Source organism: Bradyrhizobium lupini (assembly GCF_040939785.1).
GTDB lineage: Bacteria > Pseudomonadota > Alphaproteobacteria > Rhizobiales > Xanthobacteraceae > Bradyrhizobium > Bradyrhizobium canariense_D.
On sequence record NZ_CP162553.1, the window covers coordinates 665859 to 682385 of the forward strand.

15 protein-coding genes and 1 pseudogene are annotated in these 16527 nt (G+C 62.6%); 2 read left to right on the forward strand and 14 right to left on the reverse strand.

Going from position 1 to position 16527, the window contains the following annotated elements; genetic code table 11:
* The first annotated feature begins 79 nt into the window (after window positions 1–79).
* Both AB3L03_RS03555 and AB3L03_RS03560 read left to right on the forward strand, forming a co-directional pair.
* The gene (locus AB3L03_RS03555; RefSeq protein WP_231188605.1) at window positions 80–1321 is read left to right on the forward strand and encodes an efflux RND transporter periplasmic adaptor subunit; all 1242 of its coding nucleotides are present in this window, start codon (window positions 80–82) and stop codon (window positions 1319–1321) included.
* A 150-nt stretch (window positions 1322–1471) separates the two neighbouring features.
* Window positions 1472–4660: an efflux RND transporter permease subunit gene (locus AB3L03_RS03560; RefSeq protein ID WP_085352783.1), complete on the forward strand. Its 3189-nt coding sequence runs from the start codon at window positions 1472–1474 to the stop codon at window positions 4658–4660.
* On the opposite strand, the gene AB3L03_RS03565 is transcribed toward AB3L03_RS03560, so the two are convergent.
* From AB3L03_RS03565 to AB3L03_RS03630, 14 genes and pseudogenes are all read right to left on the reverse strand, one after another.
* Window positions 4657–5385, reverse strand: a complete 729-nt coding sequence (locus AB3L03_RS03565; RefSeq protein ID WP_085352782.1) for a sulfite exporter TauE/SafE family protein — start codon at window positions 5383–5385, stop codon at window positions 4657–4659. The genes AB3L03_RS03560 and AB3L03_RS03565 overlap by 4 nt on opposite strands.
* Before the next feature lie 14 nt (window positions 5386–5399).
* On the reverse strand, window positions 5400–5576 hold the full coding sequence (locus AB3L03_RS03570; protein ID WP_231188607.1) for a hypothetical protein: 177 nt from the start codon (window positions 5574–5576) through the stop codon (window positions 5400–5402).
* Complete coding sequence (locus tag AB3L03_RS03575) at window positions 5569–5826, reverse strand: hypothetical protein (RefSeq protein WP_085352780.1); 258 nt, start codon at window positions 5824–5826, stop codon at window positions 5569–5571. The genes AB3L03_RS03570 and AB3L03_RS03575 overlap by 8 nt, the downstream gene beginning before the upstream one ends.
* A 230-nt stretch (window positions 5827–6056) precedes the next feature.
* A complete protein-coding gene (locus AB3L03_RS03580; RefSeq protein ID WP_368508253.1) occupies window positions 6057–7175 on the reverse strand; it encodes a helix-turn-helix transcriptional regulator in 1119 nt (372 codons plus the stop codon).
* 113 nt (window positions 7176–7288) lie between these two features.
* Window positions 7289–8407, reverse strand: coding sequence for a helix-turn-helix transcriptional regulator (locus AB3L03_RS03585; protein ID WP_018459277.1), 1119 nt, complete (start codon window positions 8405–8407; stop codon window positions 7289–7291).
* Window positions 8408–8557: 150 nt separating this feature from the next.
* The gene (locus tag AB3L03_RS03590; protein ID WP_204510928.1) at window positions 8558–8806 is read right to left on the reverse strand and encodes a hypothetical protein; all 249 of its coding nucleotides are present in this window, start codon (window positions 8804–8806) and stop codon (window positions 8558–8560) included.
* Window positions 8807–8887: 81 nt separating this feature from the next.
* Window positions 8888–9851: pseudogene (locus tag AB3L03_RS03595) on the reverse strand (helix-turn-helix transcriptional regulator).
* 229 nt (window positions 9852–10080) lie between these two features.
* Window positions 10081–11238 (reverse strand): LuxR C-terminal-related transcriptional regulator, encoded by a 1158-nt coding sequence (locus AB3L03_RS03600; protein WP_368509124.1) that lies wholly within the window; start codon window positions 11236–11238, stop codon window positions 10081–10083.
* Between the two features lie 321 nt (window positions 11239–11559).
* The gene (locus tag AB3L03_RS03605; protein ID WP_204510927.1) at window positions 11560–12072 is read right to left on the reverse strand and encodes a hypothetical protein; all 513 of its coding nucleotides are present in this window, start codon (window positions 12070–12072) and stop codon (window positions 11560–11562) included.
* 62 nt (window positions 12073–12134) lie between these two features.
* Window positions 12135–12584 carry a MaoC family dehydratase gene (locus AB3L03_RS03610; RefSeq protein WP_018459282.1) on the reverse strand — a complete coding sequence of 150 codons (450 nt, stop codon included), beginning with the start codon at window positions 12582–12584 and terminating at the stop codon, window positions 12135–12137.
* A 370-nt stretch (window positions 12585–12954) separates the two neighbouring features.
* A complete protein-coding gene (locus tag AB3L03_RS03615; protein ID WP_354055523.1) occupies window positions 12955–13377 on the reverse strand; it encodes a hypothetical protein in 423 nt (140 codons plus the stop codon).
* A gap of 12 nt (window positions 13378–13389) precedes the next feature.
* Entirely contained in the window at window positions 13390–13611 is a 222-nt protein-coding gene (locus tag AB3L03_RS03620) for a hypothetical protein (RefSeq protein ID WP_106943097.1), read from the reverse strand.
* Between the two features lie 197 nt (window positions 13612–13808).
* On the reverse strand, window positions 13809–14627 hold the full coding sequence (locus tag AB3L03_RS03625; RefSeq protein ID WP_368508254.1) for a lytic transglycosylase domain-containing protein: 819 nt from the start codon (window positions 14625–14627) through the stop codon (window positions 13809–13811).
* 39 nt (window positions 14628–14666) lie between these two features.
* A complete protein-coding gene (locus AB3L03_RS03630; protein ID WP_368508255.1) occupies window positions 14667–16520 on the reverse strand; it encodes a flavin-containing monooxygenase in 1854 nt (617 codons plus the stop codon).
* Window positions 16521–16527 lie beyond the last annotated feature (7 nt).

Sequence of the window (16527 nt, forward strand, 5' to 3'; positions counted from 1 at the left end):
TAGCGAATGGTACATAAGTATCTTGCGCTGCGGTATCCAGCTCCACATCTGTAGTGAACACTACATATCTGGAGCGCAAATGCCCCCCTCCCAAAATACCTCTCGCCCCGGCCATGTCCGCCGCCTTCTGGGCGGCGTCGCCATCGTGGGCGCTCTCGCCGTAGCCGGCTCGATCGCGACCGGCCATTACTTTCGTGCCGCGCAGGCGACCGCGACCGCCGCGGCCGAGCAAGCCGTCCCTGTCACGGTCGCGCTGATCGAACCAAAGCAGACCGTGCTGTGGGACGATTTCTCCGGTCGGCTCGAGGCCATTCAACGCGTCGAGCTTCGCCCGCGCGTGGCCGGCGCGATCCTGTCGGCCAACTTCATCGAAGGCGCGCTGGTGAAGGCTGGTGACATCCTGTTCAAGATCGACGCGGCGCCCTACGCAGCCGAGGTCGACAAGGCCGCGGCCCAGCTCGAAGCTGCGAAAGCGCGCGTCGTGTTCACGCAGAATGAACTTGAGCGCGGCGCGCAGCTGGTCGGCAACGCCGTGGTGACGCGGCGCGACTACGACCAGCGCGACAACGCCAACCGCGAGGCCATCGCCAACGTGAAGGCAGCCGAGGCGACGCTCCAGACCGCAAAGCTTAATCTCGACTACACCGAGGTACGTGCACCCGTGGACGGCCGCGTCGGCAAGATCGAAATCACCGTCGGCAATCTCGTCGCCGCCGGCACCGCCTCCCCCGTGCTGACCTCGCTGGTCTCGGTCAATCCGATCTACGCGTCGTTCGATGCGGATGAGGAGGTGGTGCTGCGGGCGCTGAACTCGATCGCAGATGTCTCCGGCAAGCGCGGCAATTTGGACCAGATCCCGGTGGAGATGACGACCTCAGGCGGCCTCTCGGCCAAGGGCCACATCCAGCTCATCGACAACCAGGTCAACGGCCAGAGCGGCACCATCCGTGTCCGCGCGGTGTTCAGAAACGAGGACGGGCGTCTCATCCCCGGCCAGTTCGCCCGCGTGCGCATGGGCCAGCCCAAGCAGCAATCGCTGGTCATGATCGACGAGCGCGCGATCGGTACCGACCAGGACAAGAAGTTCGTGATGGCGGTCGGCGACGACAGCCGCGCGGTCTACCGGCCGATCACCCTCGGCGGCTCGGTCGACGGGTTGCGTATCGTGACGACGGGACTGAAGACCGGCGATCGCATTATCGTCAACGGCCTCCAGCGCGTGCGTCCCGGCGCCCTGCTCAAGACGGAGATCGCGTCGATGGGCGCGCGCGGGCCGCAGCAGGCCTCCAACCACAGCAAACAGGACGTGGTGCAACGCTAGCATTCTCCGCTTCCGGAGCGCGCGGGCAGCGCGAGCCGGAATGTCGAATTTGTTGAACTACCAAGACATCACTTCTGGATTTCCGGATTTGCGGGCTTTTCCCGCGCCCGGGAATGGCGGGAGGGTCGTCTCTCGCGCAGGGGCAAAGCCATGAATCTCTCGAAGTTCTTCATCGATCGTCCGATTTTTGCCGGTGTGCTCTCGGTCCTGATCTTCCTCGCCGGCCTGATCTCGCTGTTCGCGATGCCGATCTCGGAATATCCCGATGTCGTGCCGCCCTCCGTCCTCGTGCGCGCGACCTATCCCGGGGCCAATCCCAAGGTGATCGCCGAGACGGTGGCGACTCCCATCGAAGAGCAGATCAACGGCGTCGAAGGCATGCTGTACATGTCAAGCCAGGCGACCACCGATGGCGCGATGACGCTGACGGTGACATTCCGGCTCGGCACCGATCCTGACAAGGCGACGCAGCTGGTGCAGAACCGTGTGCAGCAGGCCGAGCCGCGCCTGCCCGCCGTGGTGCGGCAGCTCGGCATCATCACCAAGAAGTCGTCGCCCGACCTCACCATGGTCGTGCATCTGTTGTCGCCCACCGGCCGCTACGACATGACGTATTTGCGCAATTACGCCGTGCTCAATGTCAAGGACCGTCTTGCACGGATCGACGGCGTCGGCGACGTCCAGCTCTATGGCGCCGGCGACTATTCGATGCGGGTCTGGGTCGATCCGCAGAAGGCTGCCGAACACGGGCTCACCGCAAGCGACATCGTCAAGGCGATCCAGGCGCAGAACGTCGAGGCCGCTGCCGGCGTGGTCGGCTCCTCCCCGAATGTCAAGGGCATCGACCTGCAGCTGTCCGTCAACGCGGAAGGGCGGCTTGCGAACGAAGAGCAATTCGGCGACATCGTGGTCAAGACCGGTACGCGTGGCGAAGTCGTGCGCTTGCGCGACGTCGCCCGCATCGAGCTCGGCGCGTCCGAATACGGCCTGCGCTCGCTACTCGACAACAAGCAGGCAGTGGCGATTCCGATCTTCCAGGCGCCCGGCTCCAACGCGCTGGAGATCTCCGATCATGTCCGTGCCACCATGGCCGAGATCAAGAAGAATATGCCGGAAGGCGTGTCCTACCAGATCGTTTACGATCCCACCCAGTTCGTGCGCTCCTCGATCGAGGCCGTCATTCACACGCTGCTGGAGGCGATCGCGCTGGTGGTGCTGGTGGTGATCCTGTTCCTGCAGACCTGGCGCGCCTCGATTATTCCGCTGCTGGCGGTGCCCGTGTCGATCGTCGGCACATTCGCGGTCATGCACGTGTTCGGCTTCTCGATCAACGCGCTCAGCCTGTTCGGGCTCGTGCTCGCAATCGGCATCGTCGTCGACGACGCCATCGTCGTAGTCGAGAACGTCGAACGCAACATCGAGGGAGGGCTGTCGCCGCGCGACGCCACCTACCAGGCGATGCGCGAAGTGTCGGGGCCGATCATCGCGATTGCGATGGTGCTGATCGCGGTGTTCGTGCCGCTCGCCTTCATCTCCGGCCTCACCGGGCAGTTCTACAAGCAGTTCGCGCTGACGATCGCGATCTCGACCGTGATCTCCGCCATCAATTCGCTGACGCTGTCGCCTGCGTTGTCGGCGCTGCTGCTCAAGGGACACAATGAGCCGAAGGACCGGCTGACGATCATCATGGAAAAGGGCCTTGGCTGGTTCTTCCGTGGCTTCAACAAGGTGTTCACACGCTCGTCGGAGAATTACAGCGGCACCGTCACCAAGGTGATATCAGGCAAGGCCGCAGTGATGGGACTGTATGTGGTGTTGATCGGCGTGACCGCGCTTCTGTTCCAGCAGGTGCCGAGCGGCTTCGTGCCGGGCCAGGACAAACAGTATCTGGTCGGCTTCTCGCGGCTGCCCGACGGCGCAGCGCTCGATCGCACTGAAGAGGTGATCCGCAAGATGAGCGACATCGCGCTGACCCAGCCAGGTGTCGAGAGTTCGGTCGCCTTTCCGGGCCTGTCGATCGCCGGCTTCACCAACTCCTCCAATGCCGGCATCGTGTTCTCCACGCTCAAGCCGTTCGACGAGCGCAAGGATCCTTCTCTCAGCGGCCCCGCGCTGGCGGCCGAGCTGAACAAGAAATATGCCGGCATCCAGGAAGCCTTCATCGCCATGTTCCCGCCGCCGCCGGTCAACGGCCTTGGCACCATCGGCGGCTTCAAGCTGCAGATCGAGGACCGTGCCGGTCTCGGTTATGAGGCGCTGAACGAGGCGACCAAGGCGTTCATGGCGGCGATGCAGAAGGCGCCGGAGATCGCCGGCGTGTTCTCGAGCTTCCAGGTCAACGTGCCCCAGCTGTTCGCCGACATCGATCGCACCAAGGCGCTCCAATTGGGCGTGCCCGTGACGGAGGTGTTCAACACGCTGCAGATTTACCTGGGCTCCTACTACGTCAACGACTTCAACAAGTTTGGCCGCACCTATTCGGTCCGGGTGCAGGCCGACGCGCCGTTCCGCGCCCGCGCCGACGACATCCGGCAGTTGAAGGTGCGCTCGTCCTCGGGCGACATGGTGCCGCTCTCGGCGCTCTTGAGCGTTCGCCAGAGCGCGGGACCCGAGCGGGCGATCCGCTACAACGGCTTCCTGTCCTCCGATATCAACGCGGCGGCTGCTCCCGGCTTCTCCTCCGGACAGGCGCAGGAGGTCGCGACGCGGATCGCGGCGGAGACGCTGCCGCCCGGCTTTGCCTTCGAATGGACCGACCTGACCTATCAGGAGTTCATCGCCGGCAATTCCGGACTGTGGGTGTTTCCGCTGGCGATCCTCCTGGTGTTCCTGGTGCTGGCCGCGCTCTATGAGAGCCTGACCTTGCCGCTCTCGATCATCATGATCGTGCCGATGGGTCTGCTGGCTGCTATGTTCGGTGTCTGGATCTCCAAGGGCGACAACAACGTCTTCACCCAGATCGGCTTGATCGTGCTGGTGGGACTCTCGGCCAAGAACGCGATCCTGATCGTCGAATTCGCGCGCGAGCTCGAATTCGCAGGCCGCACCCCGATCCGGGCCGCAATCGAGGCGAGCCGGCTGCGGTTGCGCCCGATCCTGATGACGTCGATGGCGTTCATCATGGGCGTGCTGCCGCTGGTGCTCTCGACCGGGGCCGGCTCGGAGATGCGGCGCGCCATGGGCGTCGCCGTGTTCTCCGGCATGATCGGCGTCACCGTATTCGGCCTGTTCCTGACGCCGGTGTTCTATGTGCTGCTGCGGACCGTCACTGGCATGAAGCCGCTGACGCATCACGGCAGCGACACCAGCGCGGCGCCGGTGCAACCCGTCGGGCACTAGATCAGGGAAATCCCCGACAGCAACAACAAAACGAGCACGGTCTTGCGAAAGACCGTCTCGTTGACCCTGTGGAACGCGATCACGCCCAGCGCGGAGCCTGCGAACAGCGCCGGCAGGCTAACCGCGAGATCGACGAAGACCTTTGACGACAGATCCTGATGTCCGAACAGCAGCGCGATCGCGAACAGCTGCATCGCGGCGATGAACGGCTGCACCAGGCCGCGCTGCTCGCTCTTGGGCATGCCGCGCATGTCGCACCAGATCGTCGGGATCGCGCCCGGCATCGCGGTCAGTCCGCCGACCAGTCCTCCACCGAACCCGATCAACGCGACCCAGTGCCGCCCGACCGCCTCGCCGGCCGTCACCAGCGTCGGCCGCAGCAGCATGTAGGCCGCATAGAGCGCAACGATAATGCCGAAGCCGCGCCGGAGCAGATGCGTATCGGTGCTCTGGAGCAGCGACACCGCGATGGGAACGCCGATCAAGCCGCCGACGATCAGCAGCAGACTGCCTTCCCAGCGGATATTGCGCCGAAGCGACCACAGATTGGTGGCCTGCACGCCGATGCTGCACGCCATCATCAGCGGTACGGCTTCGAGCGGCTGAAACACCCGGAGCAGGATGGCGCCCGCTACCGCGGAAAAGGCAAATCCCGAGAGTCCGGAGACAAAGGCGCCGGCGAACACGGCAACGCTGAGCAGCATCAGAGTCGTGACATCAGGCACAATTTGCCCTCCGATCAATCGTAGGGAATTTGCGAGACGGGGACATCGGTGCTCTCGGTGCAAACGGTCGGCACGAGTGGAACCGACGGCTGCGCGTAAGCATGAGATCGCTCCAGCATCGCGAGGCCGACCAGTTCGAGAGCGACGAGCGCTGCCGTCAGCGCGATTGCGACGATGCTGGCGTTACGCACGTTCGAATTTGGGGTGGTCGCTCGTGCGCTCGCGCGGATCAACTCCGTTGGCATTTTCAAAGATATCCTCTTCACGGGAAACGGGAATAATTTCATTCAAACACGGCGCTTCGTGCGGCTGGTCCAGCAGGTGGCGATAGCGCCGCAACACGCGCTCCGCGTCGATTTCCCGCTGCGCGCGGAGTACCGCGCCCATGCGGGCGACGATATCGCGGAATCTTCCTGTCAGAACTGGTGACGCCGTCCGCATGACAATCTCCTCTCAACCTGCACGAGAGATTGACGGAATTCGTTTCCGCTCGCAGTGAGTTGCTTCACAACAATGTCTGGTAGGTCGAACAACAGATCGTGTGACGTCTAGTAGAAGACAACGCGGAAAATCGCGTCATTCGATCGAACGACGTGCGATAACTTTCTAATGATGCTTGTGATTGAACCTATTGCGAGCTACGGCGACTCGCCTGCGTTTTTGAACGCGTCTCAGTGCACGAGCGGATTGGAAAATCCAGCTGCGAGCTTGACGAGATCGGCCTGACGAGAAACGCCGGTCTTGGCGAACACGCGATGCAGATGCGTCTTCACCGTCGTCTCGGCGATACCGAGCGCAACCGCCGTCTCCGGCACGCCGCCGACATCGACGATTGACTGCAAGACCCTCAGTTCGGCAGGCGTGAGCTCGAAGGTGCGGTCAATGAGCCCGGCACACGAGCGGCCGTCGAGTTCCGCTTTCCAGATGAACAGGGCTCCCACTGCCGAACTGCGCTCGGCCACCCCGTCGCGCAGCAATGATGGCAGCGCGATGATTTTCGCGACGTAGTAGGAACCGTCATGCGACATCAACGGAATTTTCCGTCCCGAAGATGCCGCCAACGCGACCTCGCTGGTGTCACGGAAAATATCGCGCAAGGCTGAATTAGCAGCGGAAGATCTTGCCACCAACCTGCCCGAGACAGACCGCAGGACATCGTCGACGTCTAGGATCATCGCCGCGGCCGGATTGCTGTGGATGATATGACAGGTCGAATCGAGCAGGATGACACCGGCATTCAGTCGGTCCACGACGTCGGCAAGCGCGACCGCGCGCTGCTGCTTCCGCTCGATCGCCCGGTTGATCAACAGCGCCCGGCTCGCATGCGGAGCCAGGAACTGCATTCGCGCCCGCTGTTCCGCGCCGAGCATCTCCCTGCCCGGGATCACGGTCATTAGCATCGGACACGGCGACTTCGACTGCTCCAGCACCACGTTGGCGACGTCGACGCAGCCCTGGGGGCGCAGCCATTCCTGGTAGAAGCGGCCGCGGCGGTATTCGTCGAAATCCACGAGATCAGGGATATTGCGCACCTCGCCATAGCGCGGAAGCCGAGCAAGCGGGTCGTATCGGGAGTAGGTCTCCGCATAGAGCTGAATGTAGTACGGATCGACCCCGCAATAATAATGCGTCGCGCCTGATTTGCTGACCGGGTCCTTCGAAATCAGACCACAGGCTTGGCTGCCAATGAAGGCATTGAGTTTGACAACGACCTCGCTCCACAACTCCGGGTGGAGACCCGCGTCATAGATAGTCTCGATCAACTCGGACGGTTTTGGAGGTCGGGGCATCGGAAGAGCCAATGGTGACACATGGAGATGGCGAAATGTTCTTCATGCCTGGCGGCTTCCGTGAGTCTTTCGCGGGAGCGAAAGGTTCAATCGTGAAGGCAAAATTCAACAGTCTAATTCACAAGCGGATTGGAGAATCCTGCCGCGAGCTTAACGAGATCGGCCTGACGCGAAACGCCCGTCTTGGCGAACACGCGATGCAGATGCGTCTTCGCCGTCGTTTCCGCGATACCAAGCGCGACCGCCGTCTCCGGGACGCCGCCAACCTCGACGATCGACAGGAACACGCGCAGCTCGGCCGGCGTAAGGTCGAATGTCCGCGCGATCAATTCGCCATAGGACTGTCCGCCGAGCGATACCTTACGCAGCAGCAGCGCACCGACGGCATCGACCACCCGCTCGCTGCCGTCCCGCAGGACGGACGACAGCGGCAGGATGTGCGCGACGTAGCGCTCGCCCGAAGGCGAAAGCAGCGAAAACGCGTGCCCCTTTGCGGCAAGCAGCGCAATTTCATGGCGGGTCGCGAACGCTTCCCACAGTGTCTGATTGGCCTCCGCACTGCTGGTCACCAATTGCCCGGCAACGGACCGAACCAGATCGTCGGCCGCAAGCAAGGCGTGCCCTGCGGAATTCGCGTGCACCACCCGGCAGAAGCCATCGAGCAGGAAGATGCCACAGGCCAAATTGTCCAGGACCTCCGCCAACGCCGTCGCCAGCGTCAGTTGCGAGGTCATGGCGCGGTTGATCAGCAACGCTCGGCTGGCGTGCGGCAAGATCAGCGAGAGGCGCTGCTTCATCACCGGATCCACCATCCGGCGGCCCGACAGCACCGTCATCATCACGGGGCAGCTCGCATTCGAATTCTCGAGCACGACGTTAGCCGCATCGCTGCAACCCTGCGGCCGCATCCATTCCTGGTAAAAGCGTCCTCGCCGATATTCATCGAAATTGACGAGATCCGGGATGCTGACGATCTGGCCATGCGGCGGCAGGACCGTCAGCGGATCGAACTTCGAATGCGTCTCGGAATAGAGCCGGATGTAGTGCGGGTCCGCCCCGCAATAATAGTGCGTGACGCCGAATTTGCTGATCGAGTCCTTGGAAAACAGCCCGCAGGCCTGGCCGCCGACGAAGTCGCGGATGCCGGTGACGACGTTATTCCACAGCGAGGGATCGAGCCCGGCATCGTAGATGGCCTCGACCAGGTCGGGCAGTTTCCGTGGTCCGTGCATGGCTATAAATGGCCTGGGTGATCAATATCACCAAGCATACCACAACCACAGCATGCGGCATCCTCCGATCGGATGAGGCGTCGGCCGGTAACGAGCGGATATTCGTTTCGGGTGCTACTGATGCAGAGTCGCGATACCGCACCGGGATGCTCACATCTCGTCCCAGCCGACCTTCTCCAGATTCTCCGACCAGACCGCGGCGCGATAGATCTCGCGCCCGTCGGCGTTTCTGACCCGGATGCAGGCATCGCGGTCGCGCAAATCGTCGCGCCAGACGAACAGGTGGCTTGCCATCTCGTTGGCCACCACGAATGTCGCTTCGGGGCATTCGAACACCATGCCGCCCGGATCGATCTTCACGATATTGCCGATCATAAGATCAAAGAAAAAACGGCGCATGCAACACTCCAACTGGGGGCGGCGCACGCCCGCCCCTGCCGTCTCCAAGCGGCATTTGACTTGAAACTCAGTCGTGCGCGGTCACGACATTTCGCCGCTCCTGACGTCACTGGGCGTGGCGCCATAAGTTCGACGGAAGCAGCGGTTAAAATAGGAGAGATCGCCGAAGCCGACATCGTAGGCGATCGAGCTGACCGTCCGCTCGGCGTATCCGGGTTCCCGCAACATGCGATGGGCGCGCTTGACGCGTTGTTCGATCACGAAGGACGAGAACGTCTTGCCGTCGGCCTCGAACAGGCGCTGGAGATAACGCGGCGTCACGCCGAGCTCCTGGGCGACTGTGGCCACCGACAGGTCCTGCCGCCAGCAATTGTTGGCGATGGAGACTTTGGCCTTCTGCAGCCGTGCCGCCGCGCCGCCCGGCCAGCTCCCGGGGCTCGTTGGTGGCACCGAGAACGATTGCCAGAAGATCGTGCAGATGCCCGACCCCGAGCTGGCGCAAATTTGGCGTCGCGAACGCCTTCTCCCGCACCAGTGTCTCCGCATAGTTGACCAGCAATCGAAGTCCTGTCGAGCTCTCCGGCATGACACGCATTACGGCGTCATCGACATCCACGATCATCGGCGCCAGCACGCGTCTCGGCACGCGTAGGGAGAAGCAGCTACCCAGCGACAATCGCTCGAACGTCGTGACGTCCTCCGCGCTGGTCAGGACCGCCTCCCCTGCACGAAGGCTCAGATCGTGTCCCCGCTCGGATATTCCAAGTACGCCAGATCGATTCACGATCAGGGCCAGGCTGTCGTCGCCATCGGCAACCAGGTGTTTGGTGCGACTGACCCGCGCTCCGCACAATCCTCCGATCAGCAATTGGGCTTCCGGCAAGACGTGGGACGTGAAGCTCGCCGTAGCCGGCTTTCCTTCTCTCGCCTCGACCTCCGCCTTCAACACCCCGCGGCAGTAGAAATCGCGAAGCAGCGGGATACGCTCGTTTTCGGGAATTTCGTTCGTCGAAACATTAATAATGGAAAAATCAAACTGGCTCACTGCAATCCTCCAACCGACGAGCAGGTCCGGCCGTGCGCTGTCGTTTCCTCACACTCGCGTTTGACGCCGTCGTCGCATCTCTTCGTGGCGCTTGCTGCTCTTCACTTTTCTGGATCGCGATATACGAAAGTATCAAATGACTCGCGTCCTGCATTCGGAGGACACGGGAGCTCGGCTCATCACAATGCATTGAGATCGCGGCACGTATCGGCGAGCCTTGTGAAATGGATCACACGGCGTCGTCACCGCCATTCGTTCGATGCGCGAATGGAACGGCAAAGCCGGTGGCGATCTTGACCAAGTCGGCCTGCCTGCCGGTGCCGGTCTTCTCGAACAGGCGACCGAGATGCGTCTTCACCGTCGTTTCGGCGATGCCGAGCTTTGCCGCAATGTCGGGAACACCGCCAATCTCGATGATGGCCATTAAAACGCGCAGTTCGGACGGTGTCAGCCTGAAGGCCGCCGCAATCGCATCAGCCGCGAGCCATGTCGCCGCCGATGCCTTCTGAACGAACAGCACCGTGGCTGCAGCATCTCGCGATGGAGTGCGACAGCGCTTCAAGGGAAAGGCGTGGAGCAGATAGTGCTGTCCATCAACTGATGTCGCAAGCTCGATCTGGCGGCGGGCAGCGGAACGAGTTTCGCTGCCTGAATCGATTTCGCACAGGCCGCGGAATATTTTATCAGTCTGGGTGTTGCGGGCCACGATCCGGTCGCCGACCATTGCGAGCAGGCTGGCATCGGCGAACAGCCCGCGGCATGCTGCGTTGGCATGCACGACGCGGCCATCTGCGTCGAGCAGGCAGATCGCCGTGCTCAGCCCATCCAAGACCTCGGCAAGGTCGTCCACGGTATGCGAGCGTGCCCTGATCTGTCGGCCCATGATCCTGGAGCGCTGAAGGTGCGGAGCCAGCAGCCGCATGCGCTCACGCATCGGCTCGTCAACCATTCCGCGCGACCGGTGGCGCAACACCTGCAGGATTGTGGTGCGCGTGTCCGACTTCTCGAGGGCAATGGTTGCAAGGTCTATCGCTCCTTGCGGTTCCACCCACTCGCGATAGAAGCTCGTTGCCAGAAAATCCGCCTGAGGCATGATGTCGGCTACGCCGATCGTCTGCTCCGCCGCGAGCGTAAAATGGCGATCGAGTAGAGAGTCCAGCTCCACATATCGGTCGCGATAAAGCTGGCGGAAGCGGGATTCGGTGCCAAAATGCTCGTGGATCTCGATCGAGAGCCTGGCTCTGTCCCTGGACAGGATGGTCGCGGCACATCCGCCGACGAAATGCGAAACCTGTTCCAGCACCCCGCTGCGCAGTGCGGGATCGACCGCGGCGTCGTAGATCTCGCCGACAAGGGACGAGAATCGATTTGCGTGGAGGATTGTCATCGGCCGGACGACGCAATCTGCGTATGGCTCGGGCGTGCGAGAAAGATCGCGATCCGGGGACTGGCGAAGGAGACGGGCCGTCCAATGGCCGCCTTCGACGGGGAGAAAACGTTGCAACGAAATGCTGGAATATCGAACATCGTCCTTGCGTAACGTCAACCGCAGGATGCGGCTTGGACGTTTTCGCCAAAGACTAGGATAAATGCGAACAGCGCGCGGACTATATGCGATGCGTCACGCGTGCGATGAGTCAGACACCGGCGCGCACCGCAGAACCGTGTCGCCACCGATCTCGCCGGCCTCGCATTCGGTTCCGGCAGTTTACTTGCGATTCTCCTCGCAGAACTTCAGCGCCGCCAGCGCTTCGCCGGCACGCGGCACCTGCATCTCGATGCTGTCATCGTCATCGTCCTCGAAATCGAGCGAGAGACGCTTGGCCTTGGACAGCCGGTCCATCATGGACTGATCGTATTCGAAGATGCCGCGCACGGTGGTCTTGTCCATGACCTCCCACTTCGCCTTCTTCATGATATCGGCGTCGTCGGTGCCGACATCGGCCCGGAGGATCTCGCCGACCTTGTCCCACTCCCAACCGTCATAGATCATCACGATCACGATCGCCTTCTCGGAATGGGTGATGACGATGACGTAGTCCCGGTTCTCGTCTTCCTTGTCCTTGTAGCCGCGGCTCGCATTGCAATGCGCGTCCTGCGTACGCTTTTCGATGGTCCAGTCGCCGACCTTGGATTGTTGCGCCTGCACCGGTCTTGCGGTCAAAGCGACTGCGCTCAAGGCGCCTGCCAGGAGCCCGGCGGCGAGAAGATATCGTTTCATGTCAGCCTCCAGCGTGTTCCCTGGACTGAGATGACCACCTCTGCCGGTGACCCGCAAGGGCTTCAGGCGGTTCGCCGCGGCACGATCGCGATCGGGGTGAAGGTGTAAACCTCCTCGCCGTTCTGATTGAACATCGTCCATTTCACCAGTGCGATGCCCTGCGGCTTCGACTTCGATGGCGTCAGGCTCATGACCTCCCCGACCAGATGCAGGCGGTCGCCGGGCCGCACCGGGATGGTCCAGCGCAGCCCGTCGACGCCGGCGCCGATCAACGGATGCGGGCCGAACGGGCGGGTCTGGATCGCGAGGCTCATGGCAATCGCGGCGGTGTGCCATCCCGAGGCAGCGAGACCCCTGAACAGGGTCTGCTTGGCGGCTTCGTGGTCGAGATGCATCGGCTGCGGATCGAACTCGGCCGCGAACCGCTTGATGTCGGCCTCGGTGACGTGAACTTCGGGGGATTTGAACTGCATTCCAATGGTGAGATCGTCGAACCACTCGACCTGCGCCATGATTTCGCCTCGCAATGTGATGCGCCGCCTCGCGGCTAATGGGATTGAGCAAGAGCGGGATGTAGCGGCTCCGCAGCGCACAAACCAGCCCGGGGTTCCCCAAGAAACCCGTTTCCAGATGCGACGAAACACGCCTGAAACAGATGGTCGGTTATCTCGTTGTCAAAAGCATACAGGGACGGCCACCATGCAATTCTTCCTCAACCTGATCTGGGATTATTCCTGCTGTCAGCACCTCGTCTCCCTGCCGCCGCAGGAGGACGAGTTATGATCGAGCTGATCTCAGCCTTGCTCGCGCTTTGCAGCGTCGGCGTTTTTGCAGCGCACGCGGTGGATGCCTATCGCTCCACCCATTACTGATAGCCACGCCCTAGAACGGCCGTCGGTAGAAGTGCTCCGAATGCGTTGCTGGCGGAAACCTGTTGGCGAGCGCGAGAGCTCCCCTTTCGTCTGTCTCGAGCGCGATCTTCTGTGCGAGCATGACGTCGCCGGGAACGAGAAAGCCTGACGGGACGAAGCACCACCCCATCGTCGCATTTCCGGCCGCATCGATCTCATGGACATTGGCCGCAGTGCCATAATGGATGCGATAGGTCTTGCCGGTATCGCAGCCGACGACATCGAAATGCCGGTGCTGCTCGAATTGCGCGCGCTGCGCCGGCGACAGCCAATCGGCCAGAAGCCGGCGGCCGCGGGCATCCGGCGTGTTCTCGCCGAAGAAGCGCCGATAGAGTTCGCGTAGCGCATGCAGACGCGCACGCGCTGGCGCGCGGAGCCAGACTGCCGCGATCATGAGCAGCTCAGATCAACCGCCGACCAGGCGGGGATAGAACAGCGTTTCCTGCACGGTCGGGTCAAACGATCGGATCCGGGTGACTTCGCCGGGTCCGGTTCGCAGCGCGGCGGTGAAGCCCGCTCCGGTGAGCTCCCGAAAGCGCCGTTCGGCCCGCGCCAGCGCTTCGGCATTGCCAGGATCAAACTCGTGGCGCGTGTCGCCAGTCTGGTCCATCACGATCTGGGTTGCCATGTTGAGTCTCCTCATGCCCAGCCCTGTCCGATCAAAGCAAACGTCGTGCCGTCGGTTCCTGATGGCAACAACTTTCTCTTGCCCGCGCATCACGCCTTGCTGAGCAAGAGCGCTCTCAAGCGAAGTGGATGCCGGTTCGCATAAAGAAAACGCGCCAAAAACAAGAAGCTAGAGCCCCGTTCAAAACGGGGCTCTGCTCAGCGCGAGGCGGCCGTACCTCCGCCCTCGTCGATCTGCCGTCCCATCAGGGCGATCGCCTTCTGATAAACGCCGGCGGCATTCCAGGCTTCGATGGCGGCGAAATTCGGCTCGCCCGGCTGGTAACCGGCTCCTGCACGCCAGCCATGGGCCTTGAGGAAATTCGCCGTCGAGTTCAGCGCATTGGCGGCAACTTCGAGATTGCCGGTGCCATAGGCCAGGATGTTCTTGGGCATGAACTGGGTCTGGCCGACTTCGCCATGCATTGAGCCGCGGGTTGCCCCCGACAGCGTGCCGCGATCGATCAGCTTCAGCGCCGCATAGAGCTGCTCGGTGAAGAATTCGGGACGGCGGCAGTCATAGGCAAGCGTTGCGATCGAGGAGAGCATGTTCTGGTTGCCGCGCTGGCTGCCGAACCCGGTCTCCATGCCCCAGATCGCGATCAGCGGCCCCGGCGGGACGCCATAGCGCTGCTGGATCGAGGCGAACAAGGCGGCCTGCGACTGCTTGAGCTGGCGCCCCTTGGCGACGATGGTAGTGGCGCCGCGCTTGGCGAGGAATTGGTCAAGCGTCAGCGAGAAGCTGCGCTGGCCGCGATCGGCCGCGATGGTGGCACTGGCGTAATTGGTCTGCATCAGCGCCGCGAGCGCGGTCTGGCCGACGCCTTTGCCCTGCGCTTCCGCACTGAACTCGCGCTTCCAGGCCTCGAAGCCGACCGACGAACTGCCGCATTGCGCGGCGTGGGCGGCGGGCGCGAGGCAGCCGAGCAGCGTCATCGCCCCGAAAACCGCCGCAGCTACAGTTCTGCCCCTGATCATGTCCGATGTCCTCTCACTGGCGCGATCCAAAGCCCGAGCTTACCCGGACGAAGGCGCCGACTCCATGGCGTGATCATACGACAGTTCCAGTCCATCCAAATTGCCCTCCTTGCGCCACTTGTCGAGCAGCCGCAGGAATGCCACCGGCCCGCGCCAATATTGGCTGTTTCTCGCCGCGATCGGATCGAACACGCCTTCATTGTTGTAGTAGCCGGGCGTGCATTCGGCGAGATAGGTCTGGCGTCCGAGCGCGGCTTTGACCACCTCCTCGACCCAGGCGTTTTCGGCCGCCAGCGTCGGCTCGAGGGTTCGCGCCTTGCGCTTGCGCGCTTCGGCGATCACGTAGGCGATGTGCTGCGACTGCTCGTCGATGATGTGCGGGAAGTTGGCGCTCTGGCCGGCCTGCACCATGACGATCAGGAAGCAGTTCGGGAAGCCGCGGCTGTAGAAGCCATGCATCGTCTTGACGCCGTCGCGCCAGCGCTCGGACAGGCTCACGCCGTCACGGCCGTAGACCTCGAAGCCCATGCGGCGGGCGTAGTCGGTGCCGACTTCAAAACCGCTGGCATAGATCAGGCAGTCGAGTTCGTAGGCGTGGCCGTCGACCACGACGGCATTCTCGGTGATGCGAGCGACGCCCTGTCCCCTGGTGTCGACGAGATGCACGTTGGCGCGATTGAAGGTGTCGAGATATTCGTCGTGGAAACACGGCCGCTTGCAGAAGGCCTTGTACCAGGGTTTCAACGCCGAAGCCGTCGCCTCGTCCTTGACGATCGCATCGACGCGCGCCCGGATCTCCTCCATCTTGCGATAATCGGCCTGCTCGATGACCTTGAGCGCCTCCTCGATCGAGGTCACCGGCTGCTTCTGGCGGCGCGGCGCCAGCAGGATCTCGCCGAGCAGGCCGGTCCAGCCGTCCTGCACCAGATCCTGTTCGAATGGCTCGCCCGAGATCACGGCGGTGAAATTGTCCATGCGCTCGCGCTGCCAGCCAGGCCTGAGCCGCTGCGCCCAGCTCTGATCCGTCGGGCGGTCGTCGCGCACGCCGATCGCCGATGGCGTACGTTGGAAGACGTAGAGCTCCTTGGCCGAGCGGCCGAGATGCGGCACGCATTGCACGGCGGTGGCACCGGTGCCGATGATCCCGACGCGTTTGTCGCCAAGACCACTAAGATCACCTTCGGCCGTGCCGCCGGTGTAGGCGTAATCCCAGCGGCTGGTGTGGAAGCTGTGTCCCTTGAAGCTTTCGATACCGGGAATGCCCGGCAGCTTCGGACGGCTCAGTGGGCCTCCAGCAAGGATGACGAAGCGCGCGCGGATGCAATCACCGCGATCGGTCTCGACCAACCAACGCGCCTCCTGCTCCTGCCATTCCATGCGCGCGATAACGGTCTGGAACAGCGCGCGCTCATAGAGGCCGAAGTGATGGCCGATGCGGCGCGAATGTTCGTAGATCTCGGGGGCTCGCGCATATTTGCGCACCGGCATGTAGCCGGTCTCTTCCAGCAACGGCAGGTAGATGTAGCTCTCGGTATCGCAGGCCGCGCCAGGGTAGCGATTCCAGTACCAGGTGCCGCCGAAATCAGCCGCCTTTTCCACGACCCGGAAATCATCGATGCCGGCTTCGCGCAGTCGCGCGCCGCACAGAAGGCCGCCGAAGCCGCCGCCGACGATGAGCACCTCGGTCTGTTCGCTGACGGCCTCGCGCGCAAATCCGGAATTGGCCCAGGGATCGTCGAAATAGCGCCCGAACTCGCCGGTCACCTCGACATATTGCGCCTTGCCCTCGGTGCGCAGGCGCCGATCGCGCTCGTCGCGATAGCGCGCACGGAGTGCGTCAATGTCGAGTGTAGATTCGCCGGCTGCGCCGGTCTTGTGTCTTTGCGCTGACATCCGTTCC

Coding starts and splice junctions, on each gene's coding strand:
- AB3L03_RS03555 (WP_231188605.1), top strand. CDS start 80: ATGCCCCCCTCCCAAAATACCTCTCGCCCCGGCCATGTCCGCCGCCTT.
- AB3L03_RS03560 (WP_085352783.1), top strand. CDS start 1,472: ATGAATCTCTCGAAGTTCTTCATCGATCGTCCGATTTTTGCCGGTGTG.
- AB3L03_RS03575 (WP_085352780.1), bottom strand. CDS start 5,826: ATGCGGACGGCGTCACCAGTTCTGACAGGAAGATTCCGCGATATCGTC.
- AB3L03_RS03580 (WP_368508253.1), bottom strand. CDS start 7,175: ATGCCCCGACCTCCAAAACCGTCCGAGTTGATCGAGACTATCTATGAC.
- AB3L03_RS03585 (WP_018459277.1), bottom strand. CDS start 8,407: ATGCACGGACCACGGAAACTGCCCGACCTGGTCGAGGCCATCTACGAT.
- AB3L03_RS03590 (WP_204510928.1), bottom strand. CDS start 8,806: ATGCGCCGTTTTTTCTTTGATCTTATGATCGGCAATATCGTGAAGATC.
- AB3L03_RS03600 (WP_368509124.1), bottom strand. CDS start 11,238: ATGACAATCCTCCACGCAAATCGATTCTCGTCCCTTGTCGGCGAGATC.
- AB3L03_RS03605 (WP_204510927.1), bottom strand. CDS start 12,072: ATGAAACGATATCTTCTCGCCGCCGGGCTCCTGGCAGGCGCCTTGAGC.
- AB3L03_RS03610 (WP_018459282.1), bottom strand. CDS start 12,584: ATGGCGCAGGTCGAGTGGTTCGACGATCTCACCATTGGAATGCAGTTC.
- AB3L03_RS03615 (WP_354055523.1), bottom strand. CDS start 13,377: ATGATCGCGGCAGTCTGGCTCCGCGCGCCAGCGCGTGCGCGTCTGCAT.
- AB3L03_RS03620 (WP_106943097.1), bottom strand. CDS start 13,611: ATGGCAACCCAGATCGTGATGGACCAGACTGGCGACACGCGCCACGAG.
- AB3L03_RS03625 (WP_368508254.1), bottom strand. CDS start 14,627: ATGATCAGGGGCAGAACTGTAGCTGCGGCGGTTTTCGGGGCGATGACG.
- AB3L03_RS03630 (WP_368508255.1), bottom strand. CDS start 16,520: ATGTCAGCGCAAAGACACAAGACCGGCGCAGCCGGCGAATCTACACTC.